Origin of the sequence: Salibacterium halotolerans, assembly GCF_900115625.1 — a bacterium.
Classification (GTDB): Bacteria; Bacillota; Bacilli; order Bacillales; family Marinococcaceae; genus Salibacterium; species Salibacterium halotolerans.
The window spans coordinates 222,301-245,488 of record NZ_FOXD01000002.1; the positions used below are offsets into that span (position 1 = coordinate 222,301).

Annotated in this window: 31 protein-coding genes; 25 read left to right on the forward strand and 6 right to left on the reverse strand. The window is 45.7% G+C overall.

Features of this window, described 5'->3' with window-relative positions; genetic code table 11:
* Window positions 1-130 precede the first annotated feature (130 nt).
* The 16 genes from rimP to BM124_RS18695 all read left to right on the forward strand — a co-directional run bounded on the left by rimP (window position 131) and on the right by BM124_RS18695 (window position 13,865).
* The gene (gene rimP, locus BM124_RS02470; RefSeq protein WP_093335068.1) at window positions 131-601 is read left to right on the forward strand and encodes a ribosome maturation factor RimP; all 471 of its coding nucleotides are present in this window, start codon (window positions 131-133) and stop codon (window positions 599-601) included.
* A gap of 55 nt (window positions 602-656) precedes the next feature.
* Window positions 657-1,838, forward strand: coding sequence for a transcription termination factor NusA (gene nusA / locus BM124_RS02475; protein ID WP_093335069.1), 1,182 nt, complete (start codon window positions 657-659; stop codon window positions 1,836-1,838).
* A 20-nt stretch (window positions 1,839-1,858) separates the two neighbouring features.
* Window positions 1,859-2,134 carry an RNase P modulator RnpM gene (gene rnpM / locus BM124_RS02480; protein WP_093335171.1) on the forward strand — a complete coding sequence of 92 codons (276 nt, stop codon included), beginning with the start codon at window positions 1,859-1,861 and terminating at the stop codon, window positions 2,132-2,134.
* Window positions 2,131-2,433 (forward strand): L7Ae/L30e/S12e/Gadd45 family ribosomal protein, encoded by a 303-nt coding sequence (locus tag BM124_RS02485; protein WP_093335070.1) that lies wholly within the window; start codon window positions 2,131-2,133, stop codon window positions 2,431-2,433. The genes rnpM and BM124_RS02485 overlap by 4 nt, the downstream gene beginning before the upstream one ends.
* Window positions 2,434-2,450: 17 nt before the next feature.
* Window positions 2,451-4,613 carry a translation initiation factor IF-2 gene (gene infB / locus BM124_RS02490; protein WP_093335071.1) on the forward strand — a complete coding sequence of 721 codons (2,163 nt, stop codon included), beginning with the start codon at window positions 2,451-2,453 and terminating at the stop codon, window positions 4,611-4,613.
* Window positions 4,610-4,888, forward strand: coding sequence for a DUF503 domain-containing protein (locus tag BM124_RS02495; protein WP_093335072.1), 279 nt, complete (start codon window positions 4,610-4,612; stop codon window positions 4,886-4,888). The genes infB and BM124_RS02495 overlap by 4 nt, the downstream gene beginning before the upstream one ends.
* Before the next feature lie 19 nt (window positions 4,889-4,907).
* Window positions 4,908-5,261: a 30S ribosome-binding factor RbfA gene (gene rbfA / locus BM124_RS02500; protein ID WP_093335073.1), complete on the forward strand. Its 354-nt coding sequence runs from the start codon at window positions 4,908-4,910 to the stop codon at window positions 5,259-5,261.
* A 53-nt stretch (window positions 5,262-5,314) separates the two neighbouring features.
* Window positions 5,315-6,253, forward strand: a complete 939-nt coding sequence (truB, locus tag BM124_RS02505; RefSeq protein WP_093335074.1) for a tRNA pseudouridine(55) synthase TruB — start codon at window positions 5,315-5,317, stop codon at window positions 6,251-6,253.
* Between the two features lie 17 nt (window positions 6,254-6,270).
* Window positions 6,271-7,239, forward strand: coding sequence for a riboflavin biosynthesis protein RibF (ribF, locus tag BM124_RS02510; RefSeq protein ID WP_342028578.1), 969 nt, complete (start codon window positions 6,271-6,273; stop codon window positions 7,237-7,239).
* A 138-nt stretch (window positions 7,240-7,377) separates the two neighbouring features.
* Window positions 7,378-7,647, forward strand: a complete 270-nt coding sequence (rpsO, locus tag BM124_RS02515) for a 30S ribosomal protein S15 (protein WP_093335075.1) — start codon at window positions 7,378-7,380, stop codon at window positions 7,645-7,647.
* A 211-nt stretch (window positions 7,648-7,858) separates the two neighbouring features.
* A complete protein-coding gene (locus tag BM124_RS02520) occupies window positions 7,859-9,949 on the forward strand; it encodes a polyribonucleotide nucleotidyltransferase (protein WP_093335173.1) in 2,091 nt (696 codons plus the stop codon).
* Between the two features lie 99 nt (window positions 9,950-10,048).
* A complete protein-coding gene (locus BM124_RS02525) occupies window positions 10,049-11,008 on the forward strand; it encodes a polysaccharide deacetylase family protein (protein WP_093335076.1) in 960 nt (319 codons plus the stop codon).
* Between the two features lie 25 nt (window positions 11,009-11,033).
* Window positions 11,034-12,281, forward strand: a complete 1,248-nt coding sequence (locus BM124_RS02530) for a M16 family metallopeptidase (protein WP_425288497.1) — start codon at window positions 11,034-11,036, stop codon at window positions 12,279-12,281.
* Window positions 12,282-12,311: 30 nt separating this feature from the next.
* The gene (locus BM124_RS02535; protein WP_093335078.1) at window positions 12,312-12,563 is read left to right on the forward strand and encodes a YlmC/YmxH family sporulation protein; all 252 of its coding nucleotides are present in this window, start codon (window positions 12,312-12,314) and stop codon (window positions 12,561-12,563) included.
* 230 nt (window positions 12,564-12,793) lie between these two features.
* Window positions 12,794-13,711 (forward strand): dipicolinate synthase subunit DpsA, encoded by a 918-nt coding sequence (dpsA, locus tag BM124_RS02540; RefSeq protein WP_170840917.1) that lies wholly within the window; start codon window positions 12,794-12,796, stop codon window positions 13,709-13,711.
* 13 nt (window positions 13,712-13,724) lie between these two features.
* Window positions 13,725-13,865, forward strand: a complete 141-nt coding sequence (locus tag BM124_RS18695) for a hypothetical protein (RefSeq protein WP_170840918.1) — start codon at window positions 13,725-13,727, stop codon at window positions 13,863-13,865.
* Here the strand turns inward: BM124_RS18695 and BM124_RS02545 are convergent.
* The 5 genes from BM124_RS02545 to BM124_RS02565 all read right to left on the reverse strand — a co-directional run bounded on the left by BM124_RS02545 (window position 13,816) and on the right by BM124_RS02565 (window position 17,493).
* The gene (locus BM124_RS02545) at window positions 13,816-15,234 is read right to left on the reverse strand and encodes a recombinase family protein (protein ID WP_093335080.1); all 1,419 of its coding nucleotides are present in this window, start codon (window positions 15,232-15,234) and stop codon (window positions 13,816-13,818) included. The genes BM124_RS18695 and BM124_RS02545 overlap by 50 nt on opposite strands.
* 14 nt (window positions 15,235-15,248) lie before the next feature.
* Complete coding sequence (locus BM124_RS02550; protein WP_093335081.1) at window positions 15,249-15,599, reverse strand: hypothetical protein; 351 nt, start codon at window positions 15,597-15,599, stop codon at window positions 15,249-15,251.
* Window positions 15,583-16,191, reverse strand: coding sequence for an ImmA/IrrE family metallo-endopeptidase (locus BM124_RS02555; protein WP_139217049.1), 609 nt, complete (start codon window positions 16,189-16,191; stop codon window positions 15,583-15,585). The genes BM124_RS02550 and BM124_RS02555 overlap by 17 nt, the downstream gene beginning before the upstream one ends.
* A gap of 85 nt (window positions 16,192-16,276) precedes the next feature.
* Complete coding sequence (locus BM124_RS02560) at window positions 16,277-16,999, reverse strand: DUF3862 domain-containing protein (protein WP_093335083.1); 723 nt, start codon at window positions 16,997-16,999, stop codon at window positions 16,277-16,279.
* A 77-nt stretch (window positions 17,000-17,076) separates the two neighbouring features.
* On the reverse strand, window positions 17,077-17,493 hold the full coding sequence (locus tag BM124_RS02565) for a helix-turn-helix domain-containing protein (protein ID WP_093335084.1): 417 nt from the start codon (window positions 17,491-17,493) through the stop codon (window positions 17,077-17,079).
* Window positions 17,494-17,658: 165 nt separating this feature from the next.
* Here BM124_RS02565 and BM124_RS02570 point away from each other — a divergent pair, with 165 nt between their 5' ends.
* The gene (locus tag BM124_RS02570) at window positions 17,659-17,877 is read left to right on the forward strand and encodes a helix-turn-helix transcriptional regulator (protein WP_093335085.1); all 219 of its coding nucleotides are present in this window, start codon (window positions 17,659-17,661) and stop codon (window positions 17,875-17,877) included.
* Window positions 17,878-17,927: 50 nt separating this feature from the next.
* Here the strand turns inward: BM124_RS02570 and BM124_RS02575 are convergent, their stop codons facing one another.
* Complete coding sequence (locus BM124_RS02575; protein WP_093335086.1) at window positions 17,928-18,149, reverse strand: hypothetical protein; 222 nt, start codon at window positions 18,147-18,149, stop codon at window positions 17,928-17,930.
* Between the two features lie 92 nt (window positions 18,150-18,241).
* Between BM124_RS02575 and BM124_RS18700 the strand changes: the two genes are divergently transcribed.
* The 8 genes from BM124_RS18700 to BM124_RS02615 all read left to right on the forward strand — a co-directional run bounded on the left by BM124_RS18700 (window position 18,242) and on the right by BM124_RS02615 (window position 23,108).
* Window positions 18,242-18,409 (forward strand): hypothetical protein, encoded by a 168-nt coding sequence (locus tag BM124_RS18700; protein WP_170840919.1) that lies wholly within the window; start codon window positions 18,242-18,244, stop codon window positions 18,407-18,409.
* A 79-nt stretch (window positions 18,410-18,488) separates the two neighbouring features.
* Window positions 18,489-19,079: a helix-turn-helix domain-containing protein gene (locus BM124_RS02580; protein WP_093335087.1), complete on the forward strand. Its 591-nt coding sequence runs from the start codon at window positions 18,489-18,491 to the stop codon at window positions 19,077-19,079.
* A gap of 42 nt (window positions 19,080-19,121) precedes the next feature.
* Window positions 19,122-19,370, forward strand: a complete 249-nt coding sequence (locus BM124_RS02585; protein ID WP_139217050.1) for a hypothetical protein — start codon at window positions 19,122-19,124, stop codon at window positions 19,368-19,370.
* Window positions 19,367-19,582: a hypothetical protein gene (locus tag BM124_RS02590; protein WP_093335089.1), complete on the forward strand. Its 216-nt coding sequence runs from the start codon at window positions 19,367-19,369 to the stop codon at window positions 19,580-19,582. The genes BM124_RS02585 and BM124_RS02590 overlap by 4 nt, the downstream gene beginning before the upstream one ends.
* A gap of 458 nt (window positions 19,583-20,040) precedes the next feature.
* Window positions 20,041-21,306 carry a 5'-3' exonuclease gene (locus BM124_RS02600; protein WP_093335091.1) on the forward strand — a complete coding sequence of 422 codons (1,266 nt, stop codon included), beginning with the start codon at window positions 20,041-20,043 and terminating at the stop codon, window positions 21,304-21,306.
* A complete protein-coding gene (locus BM124_RS02605) occupies window positions 21,299-21,517 on the forward strand; it encodes a hypothetical protein (RefSeq protein WP_093335092.1) in 219 nt (72 codons plus the stop codon). Before BM124_RS02600 ends, BM124_RS02605 begins: the two co-directional genes overlap by 8 nt.
* A 14-nt stretch (window positions 21,518-21,531) precedes the next feature.
* Window positions 21,532-22,167 carry a Rha family transcriptional regulator gene (locus BM124_RS18705; protein ID WP_170840920.1) on the forward strand — a complete coding sequence of 212 codons (636 nt, stop codon included), beginning with the start codon at window positions 21,532-21,534 and terminating at the stop codon, window positions 22,165-22,167.
* Window positions 22,167-23,108 carry a DnaD domain-containing protein gene (locus BM124_RS02615; protein WP_093335093.1) on the forward strand — a complete coding sequence of 314 codons (942 nt, stop codon included), beginning with the start codon at window positions 22,167-22,169 and terminating at the stop codon, window positions 23,106-23,108. Before BM124_RS18705 ends, BM124_RS02615 begins: the two co-directional genes overlap by 1 nt.
* Window positions 23,109-23,188 lie beyond the last annotated feature (80 nt).

Genomic DNA, 23,188 nt, shown 5'->3' on the forward strand with positions numbered 1-23,188 from the left:
GCAGATACCTCGTATAAGCACGTCCGGAGAAGAGTGGGTTTTAGCCCACTCTTTCGTTTTGCCCGCCGGCCCGGCTGCCTGGTTTAAACCGGCGGGGCCGGCCATGGCAGTGAAGTAAAGGAGGCAGGCGATGAGTAACAGGATAAAAGATCAAGCATCCGCGATGGCTGAACCTATTGTAGAAGAAATGGGGCTGGAGCTGGTGGATGTTGAATATAAAAAAGAGGGAAAACATTGGTTTCTGAAGGTGTATATTGATGGAGAAAACGGCGTGGATATCGAAGACTGCGGTAATGTGAGTGAAAAGCTGAGTGAAGCGCTGGATCATGAGAATCTCATTCAGGGGGCCTACTATCTCGACGTTTCTTCTCCGGGGGCGGAGCGCCCGTTGAAAACAAAAAAAGACCTGCACCGCGCTGTCGGAAAGCATGTGTATGTGACAACATATGAAGCGGTGGACGGGGAGAAAGCCTTCGAAGGAACGCTTTCGGATTTTGATGAGGAACGGCTTGCGATCGAAACAACCGAAAAGCAGAAAACCATCACCCATCATGTACCATACGACAAAGTAGCAAAAGCGAGACTGGCAATCCAATTTTAAGAGACCACAGCTTCATGACGGGGCTGCAGCAGGTGTAAGGGGGAAACCGATACTCATGAACAGTGACTTTATGGATGCACTGTCCACACTGGAAACAGACAAGGGAATTGAAAAAGAAATTATTATTGAGGCTATAGAAGCGGCTCTTATCTCCGCTTATAAACGGAATTTCAATCAGGCTCAGAATGTAAGGATCGATATTGACCGTGAAGATGGTACGATCCGTGTGTTTGCGCGGAAAGAAGTGGTCGAGGAAGTATTTGATCCAAGGCTGGAGATAGCACTGGAAGAGGCAAGAACGATCGACCCCAATTACGGGCTGGACGACATCGTCGAGATGGAAGTGACGCCGAAGAATTTCGGAAGAATCGCCGCTCAGACGGCAAAGCAGGTTGTAACCCAGCGCGTGCGTGAAGCAGAACGAGGTATTATTTATTCTGATTTTATCGACCGGGAAGAAGACATTATGACCGGAATAGTCCAGCGCCAGGATCACCGGTTTGTTTATGTGGATCTCGGTAAGGTGGAGGCTCTGCTTCCACAGGGCGAACAGATGTCAAATGAAGCGTACCGGCACAATGACCGTCTTAAAGTGTATATCACAAAGGTGGAAAAAACAACAAAAGGACCTCAGATCCTCATTTCCCGGTCGCATCCAGGACTGTTGAAGCGACTGTTTGAACTGGAAGTACCGGAGATTCATGATGGTACGGTGGAAATTCTTTCTGTAGCCAGGGAAGCCGGGGACCGTTCAAAAATTTCGGTATACGCCGAAGATCCGGAAGTTGATCCGGTCGGATCCTGTGTCGGACCGAAGGGACAGCGGGTACAGACCATTGTGAATGAACTCAAAGGCGAAAAAATAGATATTGTTCATTATTCCGAAGATGTGTTTGATTACGTCACGAACGCGCTCAGCCCTTCTAAAGTGCTCGATGTTAAAGTGGACGCCGAGGATAAAAGCACCCTGGTGATTGTACCTGATTACCAGCTGTCTCTTGCTATCGGTAAACGCGGACAGAACGCGAGACTCGCTGCGAAGCTGACCGGCTGGAAGATCGATATCAAAAGTGAATCCGAAGCTCTCGAAAGCGGTCTTTATGATCCCGAGAACCCTTCATACGGAGCGCTTGGCACGCTTCCGTCGGAAACAGTGGAAGAATTACCGGAAGATGCAGACGATGAACATGTCGCAGTGGACCCCGAAGAACAGGAAATCGATGAAGAAGAATATTGATGGGAGAAAGGCGGGAGAGGATGGCGAAGAAAAAGAAGCCGATAAGAAAATGCATTGTGACAGGAAACACCGCTGAAAAAAAAGAGCTGACCCGTGTGGTGAGAAGCCCCGAAGGAGAGGTATTTGTAGATCCGGGCGGAAAAAGAAACGGCCGCGGAGCCTATCTTACGGACAGCGAAGAGTGTTTTCTGGAAGCCAAACGTAAAGATGCTCTTTCCCGCCATTTGAACATCAAGGTAACAAAAGAGGATTATGATCGTCTGCTGGAGGAACGAAAGAAAGGAATAAACCGATGACAACATCGATATATTCGTTTTTAGGTCTGGCCGCCAAGGCAGGCAGAGTGAAGACAGGTGAGGGAGTCGTTCTGGACGGAATCAGAAACCGGACTCTGTTTCTCGTGCTTATCGCCGGAGATGCTTCACCGAATACGCAAAAAAAATTTAAAGATAAATCCAGTCATTATCAGGTTCCTGTGTATATTACCGGAGACCGTCAGCGGCTTGGCAGCTCCGTCGGTAAAGAGAGCCGTGTACTTATTGGTATTACAGACAAAGGCTTTGCAGAAAGGCTGATGACAATGCTGGATGAATAAAGGTGGAGGTTATGCTTATGAGTAAGATGAGAATTTATGAATATGCCAAAACAGTCAATAAATCCAGTAAGGAAGTAGTGAATGAACTGAAAAATATGAATATACCGGTTTCCAATCACATGTCCGTTATCAGTGAGGACACTGTAGCGAAGCTGGAAGGAAAAAATAACAAGCAGAATGACACGGCAGAGAAGAAGACCGAAGAGCCCGGTAAAAACACCGGAAACAACACCGGAAACAGAAGTAATAAAAACAATACCGGAAACAATGGTCAGCAGGCGGCTCGCCCGGGCGGAAACAACAATCGTAAACACGGCGGGCAGCAGCAGAATCAACCGAAGAATCAACCGAAAAACAAGAAGCCGAACAACAGGAACAAAGGCAAGAAGAACCGTAAGAACAACGGACGGAAACAGCCGGCACCGACACCTGAAAAAATCACGTTTACCGGCTCTCTGACCGTCGGGGAGCTTGCCGACAAACTGAATAAAGAATCATCCGAAATCATTAAAAAACTCATGAATCTCGGCGTGATGGCTACAATAAACGAGGATCTTGAAAAAGAATCCATTGAATTAATTGCAGCCGATTATGACGTGGAAGTGGAAGAAGAAGTGGAAGTCGATGAATTAGATCTTGCCCATCAAGTCGAAATTGATGACCCGGAAACGCTCGAAAAACGTCCGCCGGTTGTTACCATCATGGGTCACGTCGACCACGGGAAAACAACACTGCTGGATTCCATCCGCCAAACGAAAGTAACAGCGGGGGAAGCAGGCGGGATTACCCAGCATATCGGTGCGTACCAGGTGAAAGAAAACGATAAGAAAATCACCTTCCTTGATACACCGGGACACGCCGCATTTACTACGATGCGGGCGCGCGGGGCCCAGGTGACCGACATTACCATTCTCGTCGTCGCTGCCGATGACGGAGTGATGCCGCAGACAAAAGAAGCGATCAACCACGCGAAAGCCGCGGAAGTGCCGATCATCGTGGCAGTTAATAAAATGGACAAAGAAGGTGCCAATCCCGACCGGGTCATGCAGGAATTGACCGAGTTTGAACTGGTTCCGGAAGCATGGGGCGGCGACACGATATTCGTGAACGTTTCCGCCGTGAATAATCAGGGGCTGGATGAACTGCTTGAAATGATTCTGCTTGTCGCCGAAGTGGAGGAAATTCAGGCCAACCCTTCCAAACGTGCACGCGGAACGGTCGTCGAAGCAAGACTCGATAAAGGGCGCGGCCCGGTAGCGACACTGCTCGTCCAGGCAGGAACGATGCAGGTCGGCGATCCTATCGTTGTCGGCAACACCCACGGTAAAATACGGGCGATGGTAAGCGACACCGGACAACGCGTGAAATCAGCGGGGCCTTCCACTCCTGTTGAGATCACCGGTCTGAGCGGAGTGCCGCTTGCCGGGGATCAATTCGTTCAGCTGCAGGACGAAAAGAAAGCCCGCCAGCTCGGTGAAGCCCGCGCTGTCAGAGCCCGCGAGCAGGAACGCGGCCAGACGGCGAAAGTCAGTATTGATGACCTGTTCAGCCAGATTCAGGAAAATGAAATGAAGGAAATCAACGTGATTGTAAAAGCCGACGTACAGGGCTCTGTTGAGGCAGTGAAAGGATCACTTGAAAAGATCGAAGTAGAAGGTGTGAAAGTAAATATCATTCATGCAGGCGCCGGCGCGATTGCCGAATCCGATATTATTCTGGCGTCTGCATCCAATGCGATTGTCATCGGCTTCAATGTACGGCCGGATGCCAACGCCAAGCGGACAGCGGAGTCCGAAAAAGTTGATGTCCGGCTGCACCGTGTCATTTATGATGCCATTGAGGAAATCGAATCAGCGATGAAAGGCATGCTGGACCCGGTTTATCAGGAAAAAGTTATCGGACAGGTGGAAGTCCGCCAGCTCTTTAAAGTATCACGGATTGGTACGATTGCCGGAAGCTACGTCACTGAAGGAAAAATCACGAGAGATTCCAACGTCCGCGTTATCCGTGAAGGCGTCGTTATCCATGAAGGAAAGATCAATGATTTGAAACGCTACAAAGATGATGCCAAAGAAGTCCAGTCTGGATATGAGTGCGGTATAACCATTGAAAAATTCAATGACATCAAAGAAGGCGACATTATCGAAGCGTATGTCATGGAGGAAGTTAAACCTGTATGATAGGTGCCCTTCACTGTGAATGTTACATTTATGGGGCCCGCTCGTTGAAAGAAAAGCGTGCCGTTGTCAAAAGCGTAATGACCAGAGTGAAACAGAAACTGAATGCCGCCGCTGCTGAAATGGACCATCATGATGTATGGCAGCGGACGGCACTCACCATTGTATCGGTAAACCGTGATCGGGTGGTCGTGGAGCAGGAACTGCAGAAAGCAGCTGACATGATTGACCGGAACCCGGAACTCGAACGCACCATCACTGAATTGGAATGGCTGTAGCTGAAAGGAGGGAACGTTGATGAGCAATGTCAGAGCAGACCGTGTCGGTGAGCAGATAAAAAAGGAAATGGCTGATATTCTTTCCAGAGAAGTAAAGGATCCCCGTGTTCAGTTTGTCACGGTGACGGGTGTGGATGTCACCGGCGACCTTCAGCAGGCCAGAGTGTTTTTCACCGTACTGGGTGATGAAAAAGATCAGGAAGATACCATTCAGGCGCTTCAGAAAGCCCGCGGATTCATACGAAGTGAAATTGGTAAAAGAGTACAGCTTCGAAAGACGCCGGAAATATCATTTTACTTTGATGAGTCTATTGATTACGGCAACCGGATTGAACGCCTCCTTAAAGACTTAAATGAAGAAAATCAGGACTAAAAGGCTTGGGCCGCTCAAGCCTTTTTCCTGTTCTGAATAAAGGTGATATACATATGGAAAACATGGTCATTCCCCTTTATAAAAACAGAGGATTAACGTCCCATGACTGCGTGAACCGAATCCGACGCCTGTACGGGGTGAAAAAAGCAGGCCACACCGGAACGCTTGATCCTGAGGTGGAAGGAGTACTGCCGGTCTGTACCGGAAGGGCAACAAAAATCGCCGACTACATGTCCGATGCAGACAAACAGTATGAAGCAGAAATCACTCTCGGATACGCTACAACGACCGAAGATGCGGATGGCGCGAAGACCGAAAGCCGGCTTGTAACGACAGTACCGTCTGCAAAGCAGCTGATGGACACCCTTCAGACTTTTGAAGGAAAACAGAAGCAGATTCCTCCGATGTATTCGGCAGTGAAAGTAAACGGAAAAAAACTGTATGAGTACGCCCGTGAAGGAGAAACAGTAGACCGGCCCGCCCGTGATATCGATGTTCATGAGCTTCAGTATCTCGAGGACACACTTACCGCGGGTCCCGAAACGGTATCGTTTTCGGTTCGTGTGACCTGCAGCAAAGGGACATTTATTCGTACGCTTGCTGTGGATATCGGCCGCACGCTCGGGTTTCCTGCGCACATGTCCGATCTGAAACGAACCCGTTCCGGTCCGGTGGATGCGGGAGACTGCTACACGTTTGAAAAGCTTGAGGCCAAAAAAGCAAACGGGACACTTCATGAGACCGGCTGGAGCATAGAAACGGCGCTCCGGCATCTTCCTTGTGTTGAAGTTACCGATGAAACGGCGGACAAGATTCGAAACGGAGGCCTGCTCCCTAAAGAAAAAGGAGCAGCAGAAAGCTCACCCTTTCTGTTTCTGCACGAAAACCGGGCACTTGCTGTCTATCAGATTCATCCCAAAAAACCGGAGCTTATAAAACCGAAAACGATGCTGCAGCTTACCGCGCAGCAGTCTGATTCAGGAAATTCATGATCGGCAGGTGAACATCGTTGCAAACTTTCTACCTATCCCATCAAAAAGAAATACCATCAGGCTTTCCGGATATGGTGCTTGCCCTCGGCTATTTTGACGGCGTGCATACCGGTCATCAGGAAGTAATCCGCACCGCCGCTGCCATCGCAGCTGAAAAGAACTGTGCGCTGGGCGTTATGACATTTCATCCTCACCCCAAAGTTGTTCTTTCCGCCGAAACGAATGAAAACAATATGCGCTACCTCACCCCCCTTTCCCATAAAGAGGAATGTCTGCAGGAGCAGGGACCGGATTATCTGTTTGTTGTTCAGTTTGACAAACAATTCGCCTCTAAGGAGCCGCAGGAATTTGTGGATCAGTATCTTATCGGTCTTCAGGCTGTTCATGTCACGGCCGGATTTGATTATTCCTACGGGCGTCTGGGAAGAGGCACAATGGAAACTCTACCGTTTCATTCCAGAGGAAGGTTCGGACAAACCATTGTTGGAGAAGTAACCCGTAACGGCGAAAAAATCAGTTCCACTGCAGTGAAAGAATGCATCCAGACCGGGGATATTGAAAAAGCCGGCTCTCTGCTCGGAAGACCATACAGTATCCGGGGCGTTGTAGAAGGAGGAGAGCAGCGCGGGCGTACAATCGGTTTTCCGACAGCGAACATCCATAAACACGATCTCTATATTGTGCCGGCGCCGGGAGTCTATGCCGTCCGCATCTATGTCGGAGGCCGGTGGCTCGACGGGGCAGCCAGTATTGGATTTAAACCAACTTTCCATGACGAGGCACCCGAAGACCCGGTCATCGAAGTATATATCTTTGACTTTAACCAGGACATTTACGGCGAAAATGTGGAAGTCTGTTTTTACACATTCATCCGCGGGGAAGAAACATTCAACAGTGCCGAAGAATTGATAGAAGAAATGAACAGGGATGTGGAAAAAGCACGTACCGTGCTGGCCGCCCGTTCTGATGTGCCCGGTACATCCTGAAATTTTTCTCTTGCATTCTGCGGTTAAAACCGGTATGCTGATGATTGTAACAGCAAGCCAGCCATTGCTCGGTCAAAACGTACCTCCGGCGTGTGACTGGGGAATCGGCGGTTATTAAAAGAATAGGAGGTGCCTGACATGGCATTGACAATTGAAAGAAAACAGGAACTGGTACAGGAGTTCAAGACGCATGAAAACGACACTGGTTCTCCGGAAGTCCAGATTGCTATCCTGACAGAACAGATTACGACGTTAAACCAGCACCTGCGGGATCATAAAAAGGACCACCATTCCCGCCGGGGTCTGCTTAAAATGGTCGGTAAACGCCGTAACCTGCTGACATTTCTGCGGAAGAAAGACGTAACAAGATACCGCAGTCTGATCAAAAAGCTGGGTCTGCGCCGATAAAGAAAAAAGCGGGAGTAATCTCCCGCTTTTTGTTATGGATAAAAAAACACAGGGGCCGGGTTTTCCGCAGCGGCCCGGCATCCATGTTTTTTACAGGCTGGAAAGAGTCACTCCGCGCTTTTCTTATTAACCGCAGGAATTGTAAAATATAAGACAGAAGGATACACTTAAACATAAGAACATAATAGTACAGGAGGAAAATCCTTTGGGAATGGAACAAAATATGCACACATTTACTCTCGACTGGGCCGGCCGGCAGTTAACGATTGAAACCGGCCATCTTGCCAAACAGGCAAACGGAGCCGTTATGGTCAGATACGGAGACACAGCCGTTCTTTCCACAGCCACGGCGTCAGATACTCCGAAAGACCTTCCTTTTTTCCCGTTGACCGTCAATTATGAAGAACGCCTTTACGCGGCAGGAAAAATACCGGGAGGCTTCATTAAAAGAGAAGGACGTCCGAGTGATGAAGCTGTACTCACGAGCCGTCTGATCGACCGTCCGATCCGCCCTCTGTTTCCGGATGGTTTCAGAAATGAAGTACAGGTCGTCAGCATGGTCATGAGTTCGGATCAGAACTGCTCGTCGGAAATGGCGGCTATGCTTGGTTCATCGCTGGCGCTGTCTTTGTCCGATATTCCTTTTTCAGGACCTGTCGCAGGCGTGCAGGTCGGTAGAGTTGACGGGGAATTTGTCATTAACCCTACCGTTGAACAGGAAGAAAAAAGCGATATTGAATTGACGGTCGCCGGTACGAAAGATGCGATCAACATGGTCGAAGCCGGTGCCTCGGAAGTACCGGAGGAAGATATGCTGGAAGCCATCATGTTTGGTCATGAAGAAATAAAAAGACTGGTGGCTTTTCAGGAAGAAATTTCAACGGAAGCCGGCACCGATGAAGTGATGGAAGTCGAACTGAAGCAGCCGCCGGAAGAACTGGAAGAGCGGGTGCGTGAAACGGGGGAAACCGGCATTAAGGAAGCCGTTCTTGTCAAAGAGAAAAAAGCACGGGAACAGGCGATAGATGAAGCAAAGGATGCTGTGGTAGAGCAGTTTGACGAAGAAGAGCAGGAAGATGTGAAAGATATACTGCAGGGAATCGTCAAAGAAGAATTCCGTCGTTTCATCACCGAAGAAAAGATCCGCCCGGATGGACGCGGACCGGAAGAAATCAGAGACCTTGCTTCCCAGGTGCAGCTGCTTCCGCGCACGCATGGTTCCGGCCTTTTCACCCGCGGCCAGACACAGGCACTCAGCGTGTGTACGCTCGGACCGCTCGGTGATGTACAGGTTCTCGACGGGCTCGGCATGGAAGAGTCGAAGCGCTTCATGCACCACTATAACTTTCCGCAGTTCAGTGTCGGCGAAACAGGACCGATGCGCGGACCGGGACGCCGTGAAATCGGACACGGGGCTCTCGGCGAGCGGGCGCTTGAACCGGTTATCCCGCCTGAGAAGGACTTCCCGTATACGATACGGCTCGTGTCGGAAGTGCTCGAATCCAACGGCTCCACTTCCCAGGCAAGTATCTGCGCCAGTATCCTTGCCATGATGGACGCCGGTGTCCCGATTAAAGCTCCGGTAGCCGGTATCGCGATGGGTCTTGTGAAAGAAGGAGAAGACCTCACTGTATTGACCGACATTCAGGGAATGGAAGACGCGCTAGGCGATATGGACTTTAAGGTGGCCGGAACCGAAGAAGGTGTAACGGCACTGCAGATGGATATCAAGATTGCCGGTATCAACCGGGAAGTACTGGAATATGCGCTCGAAAAAGCCCGTTCCGCCCGAATGAAAGTCCTCGGCAATATGCTTTCGACCATCAGCGAAACGAGAAACGAACTGTCCGAATACGCACCGAAAATCCTTACCATGTCGATTTCTTCGGATAAAATCCGTGACGTCATCGGACCGAGCGGAAAAACAATCAATCAGATTATTGAAGACACCGGCGTGAAGATTGATATTGAACAGGATGGCACGGTATATATTTCCTCGACCGATGCAAAAGCCAATGACGACGCGAAAAAACAGATTGAAGATCTGGTTCGTGAAGTGGAAGTCGGCGAAACGTACCTCGGGAAAGTGAAGCGTATTGAAAAATTCGGTGCTTTCGTGGAGATCATCAAAGGAAAAGACGGCCTGGTTCATATATCCCAGCTGGCGGAAGAACGCGTGAACAAAGTGGAAGATGTTGTGCAGATCGGGGATGAAATTTTCGTGAAGGTAACGGAAATTGATAATCAGGGACGTATTAATCTTTCCAGAAAAGCGCTTCTGAACGAACAGAGTCAAAGCTGAACAAACCGGGTGTAGGAAAGACTTGGCAGAGGCCAAGTTCTTTTTCATGTTCTAACTCCTGCTTTATCAATCATATTGTACAAGCAGGAGGGAGATATCATGAAAAAGCTGCTGCTCGCCTTGCCGGTTTTTCTCATCATCATGATTGCGATTTTTGTGAATAGTCCGCCTCTGTATCATTTTTTTTCTGTACATAACGAAGAGGCCGTTCCAGTCTCCTCGGATCCTTCGGGAGATTCACTGTATGAAAAACTGGAACGGGCAGCTGGACAGTGGAATGAACCGCCTCGTGACGCGGTCATTGACAAAGTGTGGAAAGCGCTTCCGGGTTATAATGGAAGAATGGTCAATATGAAAGACTCCTATGAAGCCATGAAAGAGCAAGGACGATTTCAAAAAGAGGATATTGTTTTTGAACAGGTTCCTCCGAAGGTGCACCTTGATGATCTTCCTCCTGCTCCTGTTTACAGAGGAAATCCGGCTAAACCTGCCGCAGCGTTGATGATCAATGTGTCCTGGGGAGACGATTACATTCCCCGGATGCTGAAAGTTCTGAGGGAAGAAAAAGTGAAAGCGACGTTTTTCCTCGAAGGACGGTGGGTGCGCAATCAACCGAAATCGGCAAAAATGATAATGGAAGAAGGCCACGAAATCGGCAGTCATGCGTACTCGCATCCAGACATGGCGGCATCTTCAGAGGAAGAGATCACGCAGCAGCTCAAGCAGACCGATGATGTTCTTAAAGCGGTGCTGTCAGAGGATCCGGAATTGTTCGCTCCGCCGTCCGGCAGTTATAATGATCAGGTTGTGGAGACGGCCGATGATCTGGGTATGCATACGATTTTATGGACGGTGGATACGGTGGACTGGAAAGATCCGGAACCTTCTGCTATGGCATCACGGGCGGCAGAAAAGGTGGAGAACGGTTCCCTTATTTTAATGCACCCCACGGAGGCGGCCTCTGCGGGACTGAGAGAAATGATTGAAGGAATCAGAGCGGAGGGAATACGTCTGGATACCGTATCCGGTGTATTGGATGAAACTCGTATAGATAGATAGGACAACGGAGAAGGAGGCACTGTTTATCATGAAAAGAAACAGATTATCCAACGGACTGCGGGTCGTAACCGAACATACGACGACAGTACAGTCGATGACCATCGGCATTTGGATCAAAACAGGTTCAAGGTATGAGACTGCCGAAGAAAACGGCATATCACATTTTCTGGAACATATGTTTTTTAAGGGGACCGTTCACCGCAGTGCCGCCGAGATTGCGGAAAGTTTTGATAAAATTGGTGGAGACGTGAACGCCTTTACATCCAAGGAATATACCTGTTTTTACGCCAAAGTGCTGGATAAACATACAAAAACCGCTTTATCCATTCTGGCTGATATGCTTTTTCATTCCACGTTTGATCAGGAAGAGATTGAAAAAGAAAAGCAGGTGGTTATGGAGGAAATTAAAATGGTGGAGGATACGCCGGATGATATCATCCATGATTACCTGGACCGGGAGGCTTTCGGGCATCATCCGCTTGCCCGTCCTATTCTTGGAACAGAGGAATCTGTACGTGCGTTCACAAGAGACGGCATTCTTGATTTCAGGGAAAGACATTACACAGCCGGCAATATGGTCATATCCCTTGTCGGCAATGAAAGCAGTGAACTAATAGAACAGCTGGAAAGGTTGTTCGGTGGTCTGCCGCGTGGGTACGTGGAACAGCCTTTTGAGAAACCACTGTTTCTGCCGGGTAAAACGGGAATTCAAAAAGAAACCGAACAGGCTCATTTGTGTATCGGTTTCCCGGGTGCTCCTATGGACGATGAAGCGATGTATCCATTAATGCTGATGAATAATGCGCTGGGAGACAGCATGAGCAGCCGTCTGTTTCAACGGATCCGCGAGGATAGAGGGCTTGCTTATTCCGTTTTTTCCTATCACGTGCCATTTCTGGATACTGGTATGCTTACCATTTATGCGGGAACAGGGCTGAAGCAGCAGGAGGAAGCGGCCGCAGCTGTCTTTGAAGTGGTGGAAAACATCGCCGCAGACGGGCTGACAGATAAAGAGATCGAGAATGGAAAAGAACAGCTGAAAGGAAATATAATACTCGGTCTGGAAAGTACCTCGAGCCGCATGTCCAGAAATGGGAAAAATGAACTGATGCTCGGACGGCACCGGACACTGGAAGATACCGTGCAGCGGCTTGATCATGTAACGAAGGAAGATATCCAGCAGACTGCCTCTGCTATGTTCCGGTCCGACTACGCGCTTTCTTTTATATCAGACAACGGCCTCATCCCGTCTGTCGGAAAAGAAAATGGTTAATAGAGAACAGGGGGCAAGGAGTGTGATCCCGTGCTGTTAAGTGATATATCCAGAAAAGAGATTATCGATGGAAATCAAGCAGAAAAACTGGGAATGCCGGGACGCATGGAACTCGACATTGATGAAAACAGCGGCCGGATCAGAGAAATAATCATTTCCTCCTCCCCGCTTCGGAGAAGAGCAGGGGAGTGGAGGTTCCACTGGGAGGATATCTTGAAAATCGGAGAAGATGTGCTTATCATGGATGCCGGGAAAGGCCGAACCAAAAGATCGAAAGAGTAAAACGTGAAAAGAAACAGTGCAGAACAAAACAATACAGACAGAATCAACATCCGAACGATATGTGCAGGTTTTTTACAAAGCCTGCGGTATCGTTCGGATTTTTATATGGTATCTGTCTTTTGCCCCGTGCTGTCATGCCGGGTCTTTTTCCTGTTCCGCGTTTCACCTATCTGCGGACGGCTCATAGTATAGAGAAAGAGTCATTCATGAAAAGAAAGGCGGAGGGGATGATGAAAAAAAACATACTGCTTGCAGGCGGGGATGAAAGACAGTTGGAAATGGGGGAATATCTCTATGGAAAAGGGATGTCTGTTACCATGCTCGGCTTTTCAAATGAAAGCGGCATACGGGAAGAAATACCCTGTTACCAGGCAGGAGAGGAATTGGAGTGGGAGCGGCTGGATGCTGTTGTTTTTCCGTCGGACGGTATCCATTCCGGATTTATCGTTCATGCTCCATTATCAACGTCTCCTTTGAAAATAGAGGAGAACTGGCTGCGGCGGCTTCCACCGGAGTCCCTTATCTTCACCGGCATATCCTCGAGCGAAGCCGATCAGTGTATGGAAAAAACAGATAGAACGTATACGGCGCTGCTGGAACAGGAAGAAACAGCGCTGTATAATGCGGTACCCACAGCTGAAGGAGTACTGCTCACTGCGATACAGAGGACAGACCGTACGATTCACAGGTCCCGCGTCGTCATCCTCGGATTCGGCCGCACAGGTAGTGTGATAGCGCGCACGTTTTTTGCACTTGGCGCATATGCAGAAGTAGGGACCAAAAGCCCCACAGAAAAAGCAAGAGCCGAAACGTACGGACATTCTGTGTTTTTGCTCGATGAGCTGCCGCAGGCACTGGGACGCGCAGACATCGTCATCAATACGATTCCGGCTTTTCTTTTAACAAAGTCAATGCTGCAAAACGTTTCCCGGCACACGCTAATTATCGATATTGCGTCACGTCCGGGTGGTACAGATTTTTCCTATGCATTGGAAAAAGGAATTACCGCTCTATGGACACCCGGCCTTCCCGGGAGAACTGCCCCGAAAACAGCGGGATATATTCTCGGCAATGTTCTCCTGCAGCTTCTCGAGGATACCACAGAAAATAAGGAAGATCGTCATCCGAAGGGCTGCACGGATGAGTAAAGGAGGCGTAATCATGCTGCCTTTTGAAAATAAAAAAATAGGATTCGGTGTAACCGGATCGCACTGTACGCTGGAAGAAGTAAATGTTCATCAGTATGAAGTTATTATTCTTCCAAATTCCATTGTACTTGAACATCGCCGCCAGGGAGTATGATTACTGTTTTAATGACTTTACGAAGCATTTCTCTTTTTTCATCGAAATCGAGATAGTCCCATGTTTCATTTATATTTTCCATGAGCTGAATTGTTTTTTCACTCGAATTCTTTTTTGGCTTATTAATTTTTAAATCATCTAAATGAACCTCTACTCGTTCTCTCTCTGACTCCAGTTTATTAATGCGATCACTAACAAAAGATGCCTTTATCTCACCAGTTTCGATTGCTTCATATAAATTGTCCAGCTTACTTTCAATCTGCGACAGTTTGTCTTGAAGTTCACGTTGTAGCATCTCATTATCTTCTAAGTTTGTTTCGAGTTCATTTAATTCCTTTTCAATCACTTTCCTGTCAAATGAAACACTTCTTATTTTTTGAAGTACTTTGTCTTCTATATCATAACGACGATAATAGCCAAGTTTACATTTAGCAACTTTTCTTTCCTTTCTTCTTACATGCTGGTCTTTGCACACATAAAAATAGTAAACGTCTTTACTCCCCTTTCTTCTCACATGAGTGATTCCGCAACCGCAAAGCCCGCATTTAAGTAAACCTGTGAGCAGGTATTTTCCTTTGTGATATTTTGTGGTCTTTCTTTTTTCCAGTTCGCGCTGAACAGCATTATATGTTTCATCATCCACGATAGCTTTGTGTCTGCCTTCTATCACTTGATCATTATGCTTCACTTTCCCTGTGTAAAGAACTCTTGTTAGAATATGCGCCACGCTGTGATGATTAGAAAGATTTCGCTCGGCTGTTCTATTCTGCGCCCACTCAGAAACCTCTAATCTTGATGCGCCCTTAAGGTACATATCAAACATTGTTCGAACGATATCAGCCTGTTCTTCATTAACTTCAAGCTGCTGTTCTTCTTTGTTCCAGTTGTAACCGAAGGGTATAGGGCCGCCATGCCAGTAACCTTTACTTGCTCTGTTACGTTGTCCCGTTGTAAGCCGTTCGATCATCGTGTCCCGTTCTAGCTGAGCGAAAACGGCCAGAATACCAATCATGGCTTTCCCGAATGGACTATCAGTGTCAAAGGGTTCCGTGGCACTTTTAAATGCACAATTGTTTGTTTCGAACACGTCTTCAAGAAGACGAATGACATCTTGCTGGCTACGGCTGAGTCGATCTAACTTATATACAATGACAGAGTCAATTTTTTGCTCCTCAACGTGATTAATCATTCTCTTTAAAGCTGGCCGATTTGTGTCAGTTCCACTGTATCCATCGTCCACGTACAACTTATAGTCATCCCAACCCTGTGATTTACAGAAAGCAATAAGACGTTCTTGCTGGTTATCAACCGAAAAACCGGTTTTAGCTTGTTCTTCAGTACTAACTCTTACATAAAGAGCTGCCGTCATATCTATTTTCTCCTTTATGGTAAATTAGGCAGATTAATTTCAGCCAGTTCTTCTAGATCATCACATAATAATATGAAATAATCTAATTCATATATATTCTCAGTGGATAATTTACTCTTATGAAGTCTCTTTTTCACGAGATTAATATTAATGCCGAAACGGTGATCATCAAAAAAATCATTCACTAGCTCGTTCATTGATATTGATAAAGCCTTCAAATCATCGTGAAAATCCTCCGGATAAAATCTCTCGACATCCTGATTTGTAGAGTAGTAGACAGTATGTTCATCTTCTGGTACACGAGCTTCTAACAGTACCCATTTTGCGTGCAGATCTCCGTCAATTTCATCAAAATAGACCAACATAGTTTACCACCTCTTGCCCAGTTTGTTTTCGCAATTGATTCATTATGCGCTGGGTTTCGTTTGACCACTCATCTGGGTTATAGGATTTCGATTTAGTCGGAACAGATCCTTCATAAGCTTGTTTTAATTCTTCCTGTTTCAGCTGCTGCATGACATGAGCGATTCTCTTATTTACGTAAGTTCTCGGGATAACAAAGTCCTCTACAACAGTATCAATTACAGTTGAGTCACTAAGATTATAATGCTTCAACATATGATAGGGCAGGGAAGCATAATATTCGAATAGCCTTGCGTCGCTTTCAATCCAATTAGAAAACATAGAAGCAGGATCCACGAATCGATTAACGTCGACATGCCGAAGAATGTGGCCGAGTTCGTGAAAAAAATGTAATCTTTGATACTCTTTTGGTACCCTGGTACAAATATAAATCTCCGGAGAACCTAATAACATATCATGTTTAGAAGGATGACGCCAAAACGTCAATTTAATATCTAATTTTTGAGCAATATTTTCTTCATTAATCTGATCCGGCGCCTCAATGTTCAACCCTTCGTAAAGATCAATAACAAAATCTTCTCGATGTGTATGCATAGAATCACGCTCCGATAGAATATATGTTCGGTTTATGGGTAAAAGAAAAGCTCTTACCATGTAAAAGCCTTTCTTTTTATCGAAATTATTGGAGTCCAATTTGGGATTTAGACGACAGTTCGCCACCTTGGAACATCAATGTCGCATTTGCTCCCATACCACTTTCTCCATAATATGTGTAAGTGACGGTATAGTATTGAGAACCTTCTTCTCCTGATTCAGATGTCACTTCACCTTCTCCACCTACAATGTCAAACACTTCTTGTGTTGTCATGCCATTCTCTAATTGGTCGAACTGTTCCATAGTTATTGTTACATCTGATTCGCCACCACTCAGCCCTGCTTGAGCTTTATTGGTTAGTTCACCGTTTTGGAAAGTGAAGTTGGCATTTCCACCAAACGCATCGGAAGTTTCCCAAGAATACATAATTGTGTGGAATTCAGACCCTTCTTCTCCTGATTCAGACATCACTTCGCCTTCCGAACCAATGATTTCAACGACTTCTTCATAAGTCATCCCGCTTTCAATGGAATCAAACTTTTCTTGCGTTATCTCACCTTCATTGGAGCCGGAATTGGAATTATCACCCGAGTCATTATTTGAACTGGATTCTTGGTTTTGTTCTGAAGATTGGTCCGCACTGTTTGACGTTTCGCTTTCCGATGTTGTCTCTCCTGTTGTCGTCTCAGTGGAAGAATCAGAACCACTACCTGAATCATTTCCGCCCCCAGTAAACGCAGCAATGATGATGATAAGCACAATTAAAGCAACAACAGCTGTCAAACAGCCTTTAAATGCTTTCCCCATCTATGTAACCCCCCTCAAAAAGTTAATTCCTTATTATCATACAATATTCATAGGTCTTTTTGTCGAATTCGACAAAATCAGACATCATTTTTTTCGTTTTTTCTTTGGCTCGCCTGCCACAGCTTGTATTTATAGTGATTAATGATATCTTGGACGTCTTCAGGGGAGAGCTTCTTCCATTCCTCGATATCATAAAAGTTTACGCTCTCATTCTCCAGCCCATTATCAATCATAAACTGCCGAAGTTCTGCTAGGGGGTCGTATTCTTCTATACTTGGATCGTTTTCCTTAGATTTTCCGAGTAAATAATCTGTAGATACATCGAATATCTCAGCTAATTTGACAGTTGTATCATGATTGGGTTCTCTTTTGTCTTCATTCAAGCTTTCATAATAACCATAAGCCTGTCGAGTCATTCCTAATTTATTTGCAACATCTTGTTGTGTCATTTTCTTTTCTTTTCTTAGCGTCCTCAACTTTTCTTGGAAAATCATAATATTCTCCTTAAACTACAGTATATTTGCTATTCTAACGCAACTGAAGGTTGCGTAATATATAAAGTAACAAAAAGTTGCAAAAAAGTATTGACAGTAACGAATTGTTGCGTATAATAGTAATTAACAAAGCAACAAAACGTTACTTTGTTTGGAGGTGAAAAATTGAGAACTTGGCTCGAAGAAGCAAGGAACAACAAAGAGTTAAATCATCGTCAGGTTGCTGAGAGTGTAGGAATTAAAAGGCAATACTACGGAATGATTGAAAGCGGAGAAAGAACTCCCAGCGTTTCTGTAGCAAAGAATATTGGTAACATATTAGAAGTTGACTGGACTCTTTTTTTTGAACATCAAGGTAACAATACGTTGCAAAAAAGCACTTGAAGATAATTCAGGTTAGGAGGGTGACAAATAGAACATCAAATAACAGCACATTAACTCAGGAAGTCATGGCCGGCATCACTCAAACCAATCACTTTGCCACGTCGCAAGTGAACGAGGCCTTCATCAGTGATTTTATTAATATGACAGTTGATAAGATCTTGATCGACCTCCGATAAATAAACTTCAGTGATCTCTATGAGGTCAAAGCTGAGTAATCCATCGGACACGGCTTCGACAAGCAGAAGTATTTCACAGGTTAACTCATTGGTCAATTAAAAAATCCTTTCAAAAATGTAATTTGGTTTAATTATTAGGGCTGTCCTGCAATTAATGTTTCATAACATGTATCAAGGGAGGGGTGAAGATGCACAGAACATCAGGAACCAGTAAAGACCCAACGCACTTGAATCAATTCCCGGATCACATCCAGAAAGACGTGTATCGCATCATTATCGGAGCTTTGAAAAGGGCTCAAACAAACGGAGAACTTCAACAGAAGATTTCCGAAGAGAAAGAAGCAGCTCTCAAATGAGAGTTGCATGAATGGACAACCTTTCTATGCTAATCATAACTTTACAGTAATATCCAAAGTAAAAGAAGGAGGAGAACAGGTGAATACGGTATATCGAAAATCGAATTTAGGGGAATGGCTCCGTCATTTCAGAGTTAACAGCTTTGACGAAAGTGTAAGGTCGCAGCAGGGGCTTGCAAATCGGCTGCACACGGATCAGAAGAAGATCTCGAACATTGAGCACGGAGCCGAACCAAGGTTGGAATTCGCGTCCGAGTGGTGCAAAGCAACTGGATGGCATGAAGGATGGGATATTGTTGCTCACATTTATCAGCTGGATCCATTCAGTGTTCCTCCCATTCATCAAGAACTCTCAAAACGATTAAGTGACGCGATTTTGAATATGAAAAAACAAATGCTGCAGGCATGGAAAGCTTTAGAGGATTTAGAGGAAGTGAACAATTCGAGAAGGCCGACCAAGCCAGTAGAAATCAACCACATTTTGAAGAAGGATGCCTGCGATCTATTTGATCTCATACCGGCTACGAAAACAATTCTTTATTCATCAGAGCGCGACATTGGCTTAGACATCGAAGATATCACATCGGAATGGACAATGGGGTGTTTGTCAGATGATTTGATTATCCCTACGTTATCGGAATTGGAGAAGGAATTAGCATCAGCAAGGTGAGGGAGTGGTTAGATGCAGTCAATAACCAATTTGGGGGAGTTCATGGAGCAACTTAAAGAACTACCAGAACTTCAAAAGAAAAAAATAGAAGGTATTTTCTACACCACCGAAGGGTTTGAAAAAGCTTATATTCATAACAAGTCGAATACAGTGATTCTTTTCACTTCTGTTTACATTTTTGTAGTTAATTACATGGGATTTTGTGATGAGGTATTTGTAGAGAAAGTTCATAAGGAAACGTTTCAAGTTTTAAAAGATTTAGAAGACAACAATATCGGGAGGTACTTATGAGAATTGCAAATAAAATAAGCGCTGAATTGCTGGATTATGTGCAGGATGGAGACTTACACACAAAGATGGGGAGTGTCCCTTATTCAACAGAAATAAGGAACATAGTGACAGTCGGACACATGATGGAACGGCACACAAAAAATGCTGACCGCGGCAACGATCAGCAAGAGATAAAAACTAAACAAATATGCGCTATTAAAAATATATCATGATTTCTTTGATAAGGCAAGGCTTCCATAGCTTTGCCCCTGAGGGTATACACGTTACGCCTTCAGGGGTGCAGCTATGCACCATGCCATTACCCTCCTTAGGTGAAGCCGGCTGGGTTGACCGGTTTCACCGCAGGGCTGCGAGCACATAAAGTTTCGTTTCTTGGCGCATTACCTCCTCCTCTCTTCGCTCGCAGTCCCGCGGTGCAACCGCACCCTATTAATCTATTGAAAGGAGTGATTGACTTGATTCTTGCCGAAAAAAGCACAGAACACCGATTCCTTTTCCTTGATAAGAAGGCCACAGAACTACGTAAAAGACAGTTTTCCTGGACGGAGAGGAGGCGTAATAGAAGGGCAGCACGACTATCCGTTTACTTCAGAATGATCAATGAAAGACATGCAATAACAGATGAAAACTAAACAAATGTACGCTGCATATCTCCAGAAAGGAGGTCATCATGGATCATTTATTCGTGGTATTTCCTGCACATTGCACTTATAAAAGTGCTGTATGCTGCATAAAATCGTTGCTTTCAAAAACACATCACCTGGAAGATACCGCAGTGTATGAAATCAATCTCGAAATGATTTCAGATATGCCAAAGCTAGTCCTTTCCAGGTCAGAAAAGAATTCAGAGAGTTACGACGTTGCATCTCATGAATTACCTCTGTCAGCCTCGGCAAAAGCTTACAGAGATTCAATCCAAAAACTTTTGGGATGGGTATCAGCCAATCCTACTTACGAATTGCGATTCCATATTAATCAGATGGAAAACGCCATTTCCTTTTCAACGGCGAAAAGGCAGCGACAGCCGCAAAACGTAACCCCAATGAAGAACCGTAATGAACGGCTTATATTGGTTGATGGATCCAATATCCTTACCACTGGATACTATGCTACCAATTCAAACGCTATGCAAACTGTTGATGGTAGACCTACCAATGGCGTGTACATCTTCGTAAAACGTCTCATCGAATTGTTACAGCGTTCAAAACCGAGTCACGTTGCAGTAGCTTGGGATGAAGGAAGAGACACCTTCCGAAAACGTATGTACCACGATTACAAAGCCCAGCGGAAAGCAACAGAACCACAGCTAAAAGAACAATTCTCCATCACGCAAGATTTTCTTACGCAGATAGGCATTGCACAGTATTCCAACCCTGAGATTGAAGCTGATGACGTGATTGGGACATTGGCGCGCATGTGGGAAGAACGCACCAAGCAGGACTGTTACATCATATCGAATGATAAGGACCTGTACCAGCTTGTGTCCGGTCAAACCACGCAGATTGTTCGGAAAAAGAACAATTATGAGTCCATTACTTCAGACACTATCATTCAACAACACGGTGTCCGTCCTGATCAGTGGGCTGACGTGAAAGCATTGCTAGGTGACAGTTCAGACAACATTCCAGGCGTCAAAGGCGTAGGAGATAAAGCAGCATACCCTTTGATTCAGAATTATGAAACACTGGATAACCTTTATAAGGTCCTGGAGGAGTTAGAACAAACGGATTTCAAAAGGTATAAGAAGAAACTTCAGGAGCATCGAGACACGGCGTTTCTAAGCAGAGACTTGGCTCTTATCGAGAAATACTCCGAGGAACTGTTTACCCCTGATTTCAATGAGATGAAATTGCAAGTTACAACTAACAGGTTGATTGAATCACTGGAGTTGCTGCAGTTTTATTCAATCGTGAAAGGGTTGAAGCAGCATGCTTAGAAAGAAAGCGAAGTTAATCGATGATATTCCGGAGTTAGGAAAGGGCAATGTCTTCTGGATCCGTCCTCTCTCTGAAACTGGTGATGTTGTTTATGTCTATCATGAGCACATTAAATCCGAGAGTGCCTATTGCGCTGTTATGCAGGCTTCACGGTTTGATGTGATAGAGGACGAGCCGCCAGCAGTGGCTGAACAGATGACATTGTTTTGAAGGGAGGAGAAGGCATGCAGGAAGATTTAGATTACAAAGAGCTGGTTTTTGTCGATCAGAACAACCGACCGGCCACAGATAGCATACGCATCGCAGAAGCTTTCGAGAAACGTCACGATAAAGTGCTGCGCGATATAAGGTCTTTAAGATGTTCCGATGAATTCCGACTATCCAATTTTGGAGAATCGTCTTATGAAAACCAGCAGGGAAGAAAGATGCCGCTGTTTATCGTCAGTTACGACGGCTTTGCTTTTCTCTGCATGGGTTACAACGGAGAGAAGGCTGATCGGTTCAAAGAGCGATATATCAATGAATTCAACAGGACACGCACATATTTGGAGACTCAACAAAATTTCTTGGAGAGTTCGAATGTAGGAAAACTGCTGGAGATTTATGAGGACAGGGTCACGCTCAATTCAGATCAGCAGAACAAATTGAATCAGAGTGTCAAAGAACGCATTCACCATCTTTATCCAAGCATTAGCAACAAAGCAAGAGCTAAATATTTCTCTGCACTATACAGAGACCTGCGCCATAACTTTGGGGTCAGGTCATACAGAGATATTTCAGACAAACACTATCATGATGCTATACAGATCGTTAATGAATGGGCACTCTCCAATTTTGGGGAGACGAGAGGTGAACGTTAGTGAAACGGCTAAAGCGTGTGATGATAAAAGAAGAGTTAGTCCAGTTAACCGGCGATTATAAGCTGGCTATCACATTAAATCAGATGATCTATTGGTCAGAGCGAATTAAAGATTTTGAGCAGTTCATACAAGAAGAAAACCAGCGCTTACATCAAGACCATCAGATGCAGCCAATCAACGGTTGGATTTACAAAAGGGCAGAAGATCTTTCGGATGAAACAATGCTGGATGTCTCAAAAAAGGCTATGCGGGACTATCTTAAAAAACTCGTTGAACAAGGATGGCTCCAGGAACGGAGGAACCCAATGTATGACTGGGACCGCACTAAACAGTATCGAGTGGACCTGCTAAAAATACAGCACGATCTGCACGATATTGGTTATTCCTTAGACGGTTACCGTATCGACCTTTCGTATTTACAAAATGTAACTTCGAATTTACCGAAAGGGAACCCGGAGTTACCAAATGAAACAGCAATACCAGAGATTACTACAGAGATTACTACAGAGAATTATAATGACAACGACGACCGCGCGCGTAAATCACCTGCCGAGTTTTTTGAAGAAAATGGATTCGGGATGATATCCGGATTCTTGGCTGACAGATTCGATTATTGGCACCAGCAGTTTCAAGAGGCCGATGCCCTTTTAATCAAGGCCATGGAGGCAGCCGTAACGCAGGGGAAACGGAATTTCAGGTATGTCGAAGCGATTCTAAGTAATTGGCAGCAACAAAATGTTCAAACGGTATCCGATGCGGAAGCGCTAGAAAAGCAGTTCCAATATAAAAAGGGAGGGCGTCAACGTGGAGGACTTCACCAGCGCGGAAAAGGCAATGCAGGAAATGGCGTTGATGAGACCGGAATTTCAGAAACGATACGAAGACGCCAAAAAATCGCTGAAGGAGAAAGGGCCAATCAAACAGACGACTCCAGCGAATGAATGTCCACACTCCGAGTGTGATGGGTCAGGGTGGATTCTCTGGAAGGATTGGTCGCAGACGCAGTCTACGAAAAGAGATT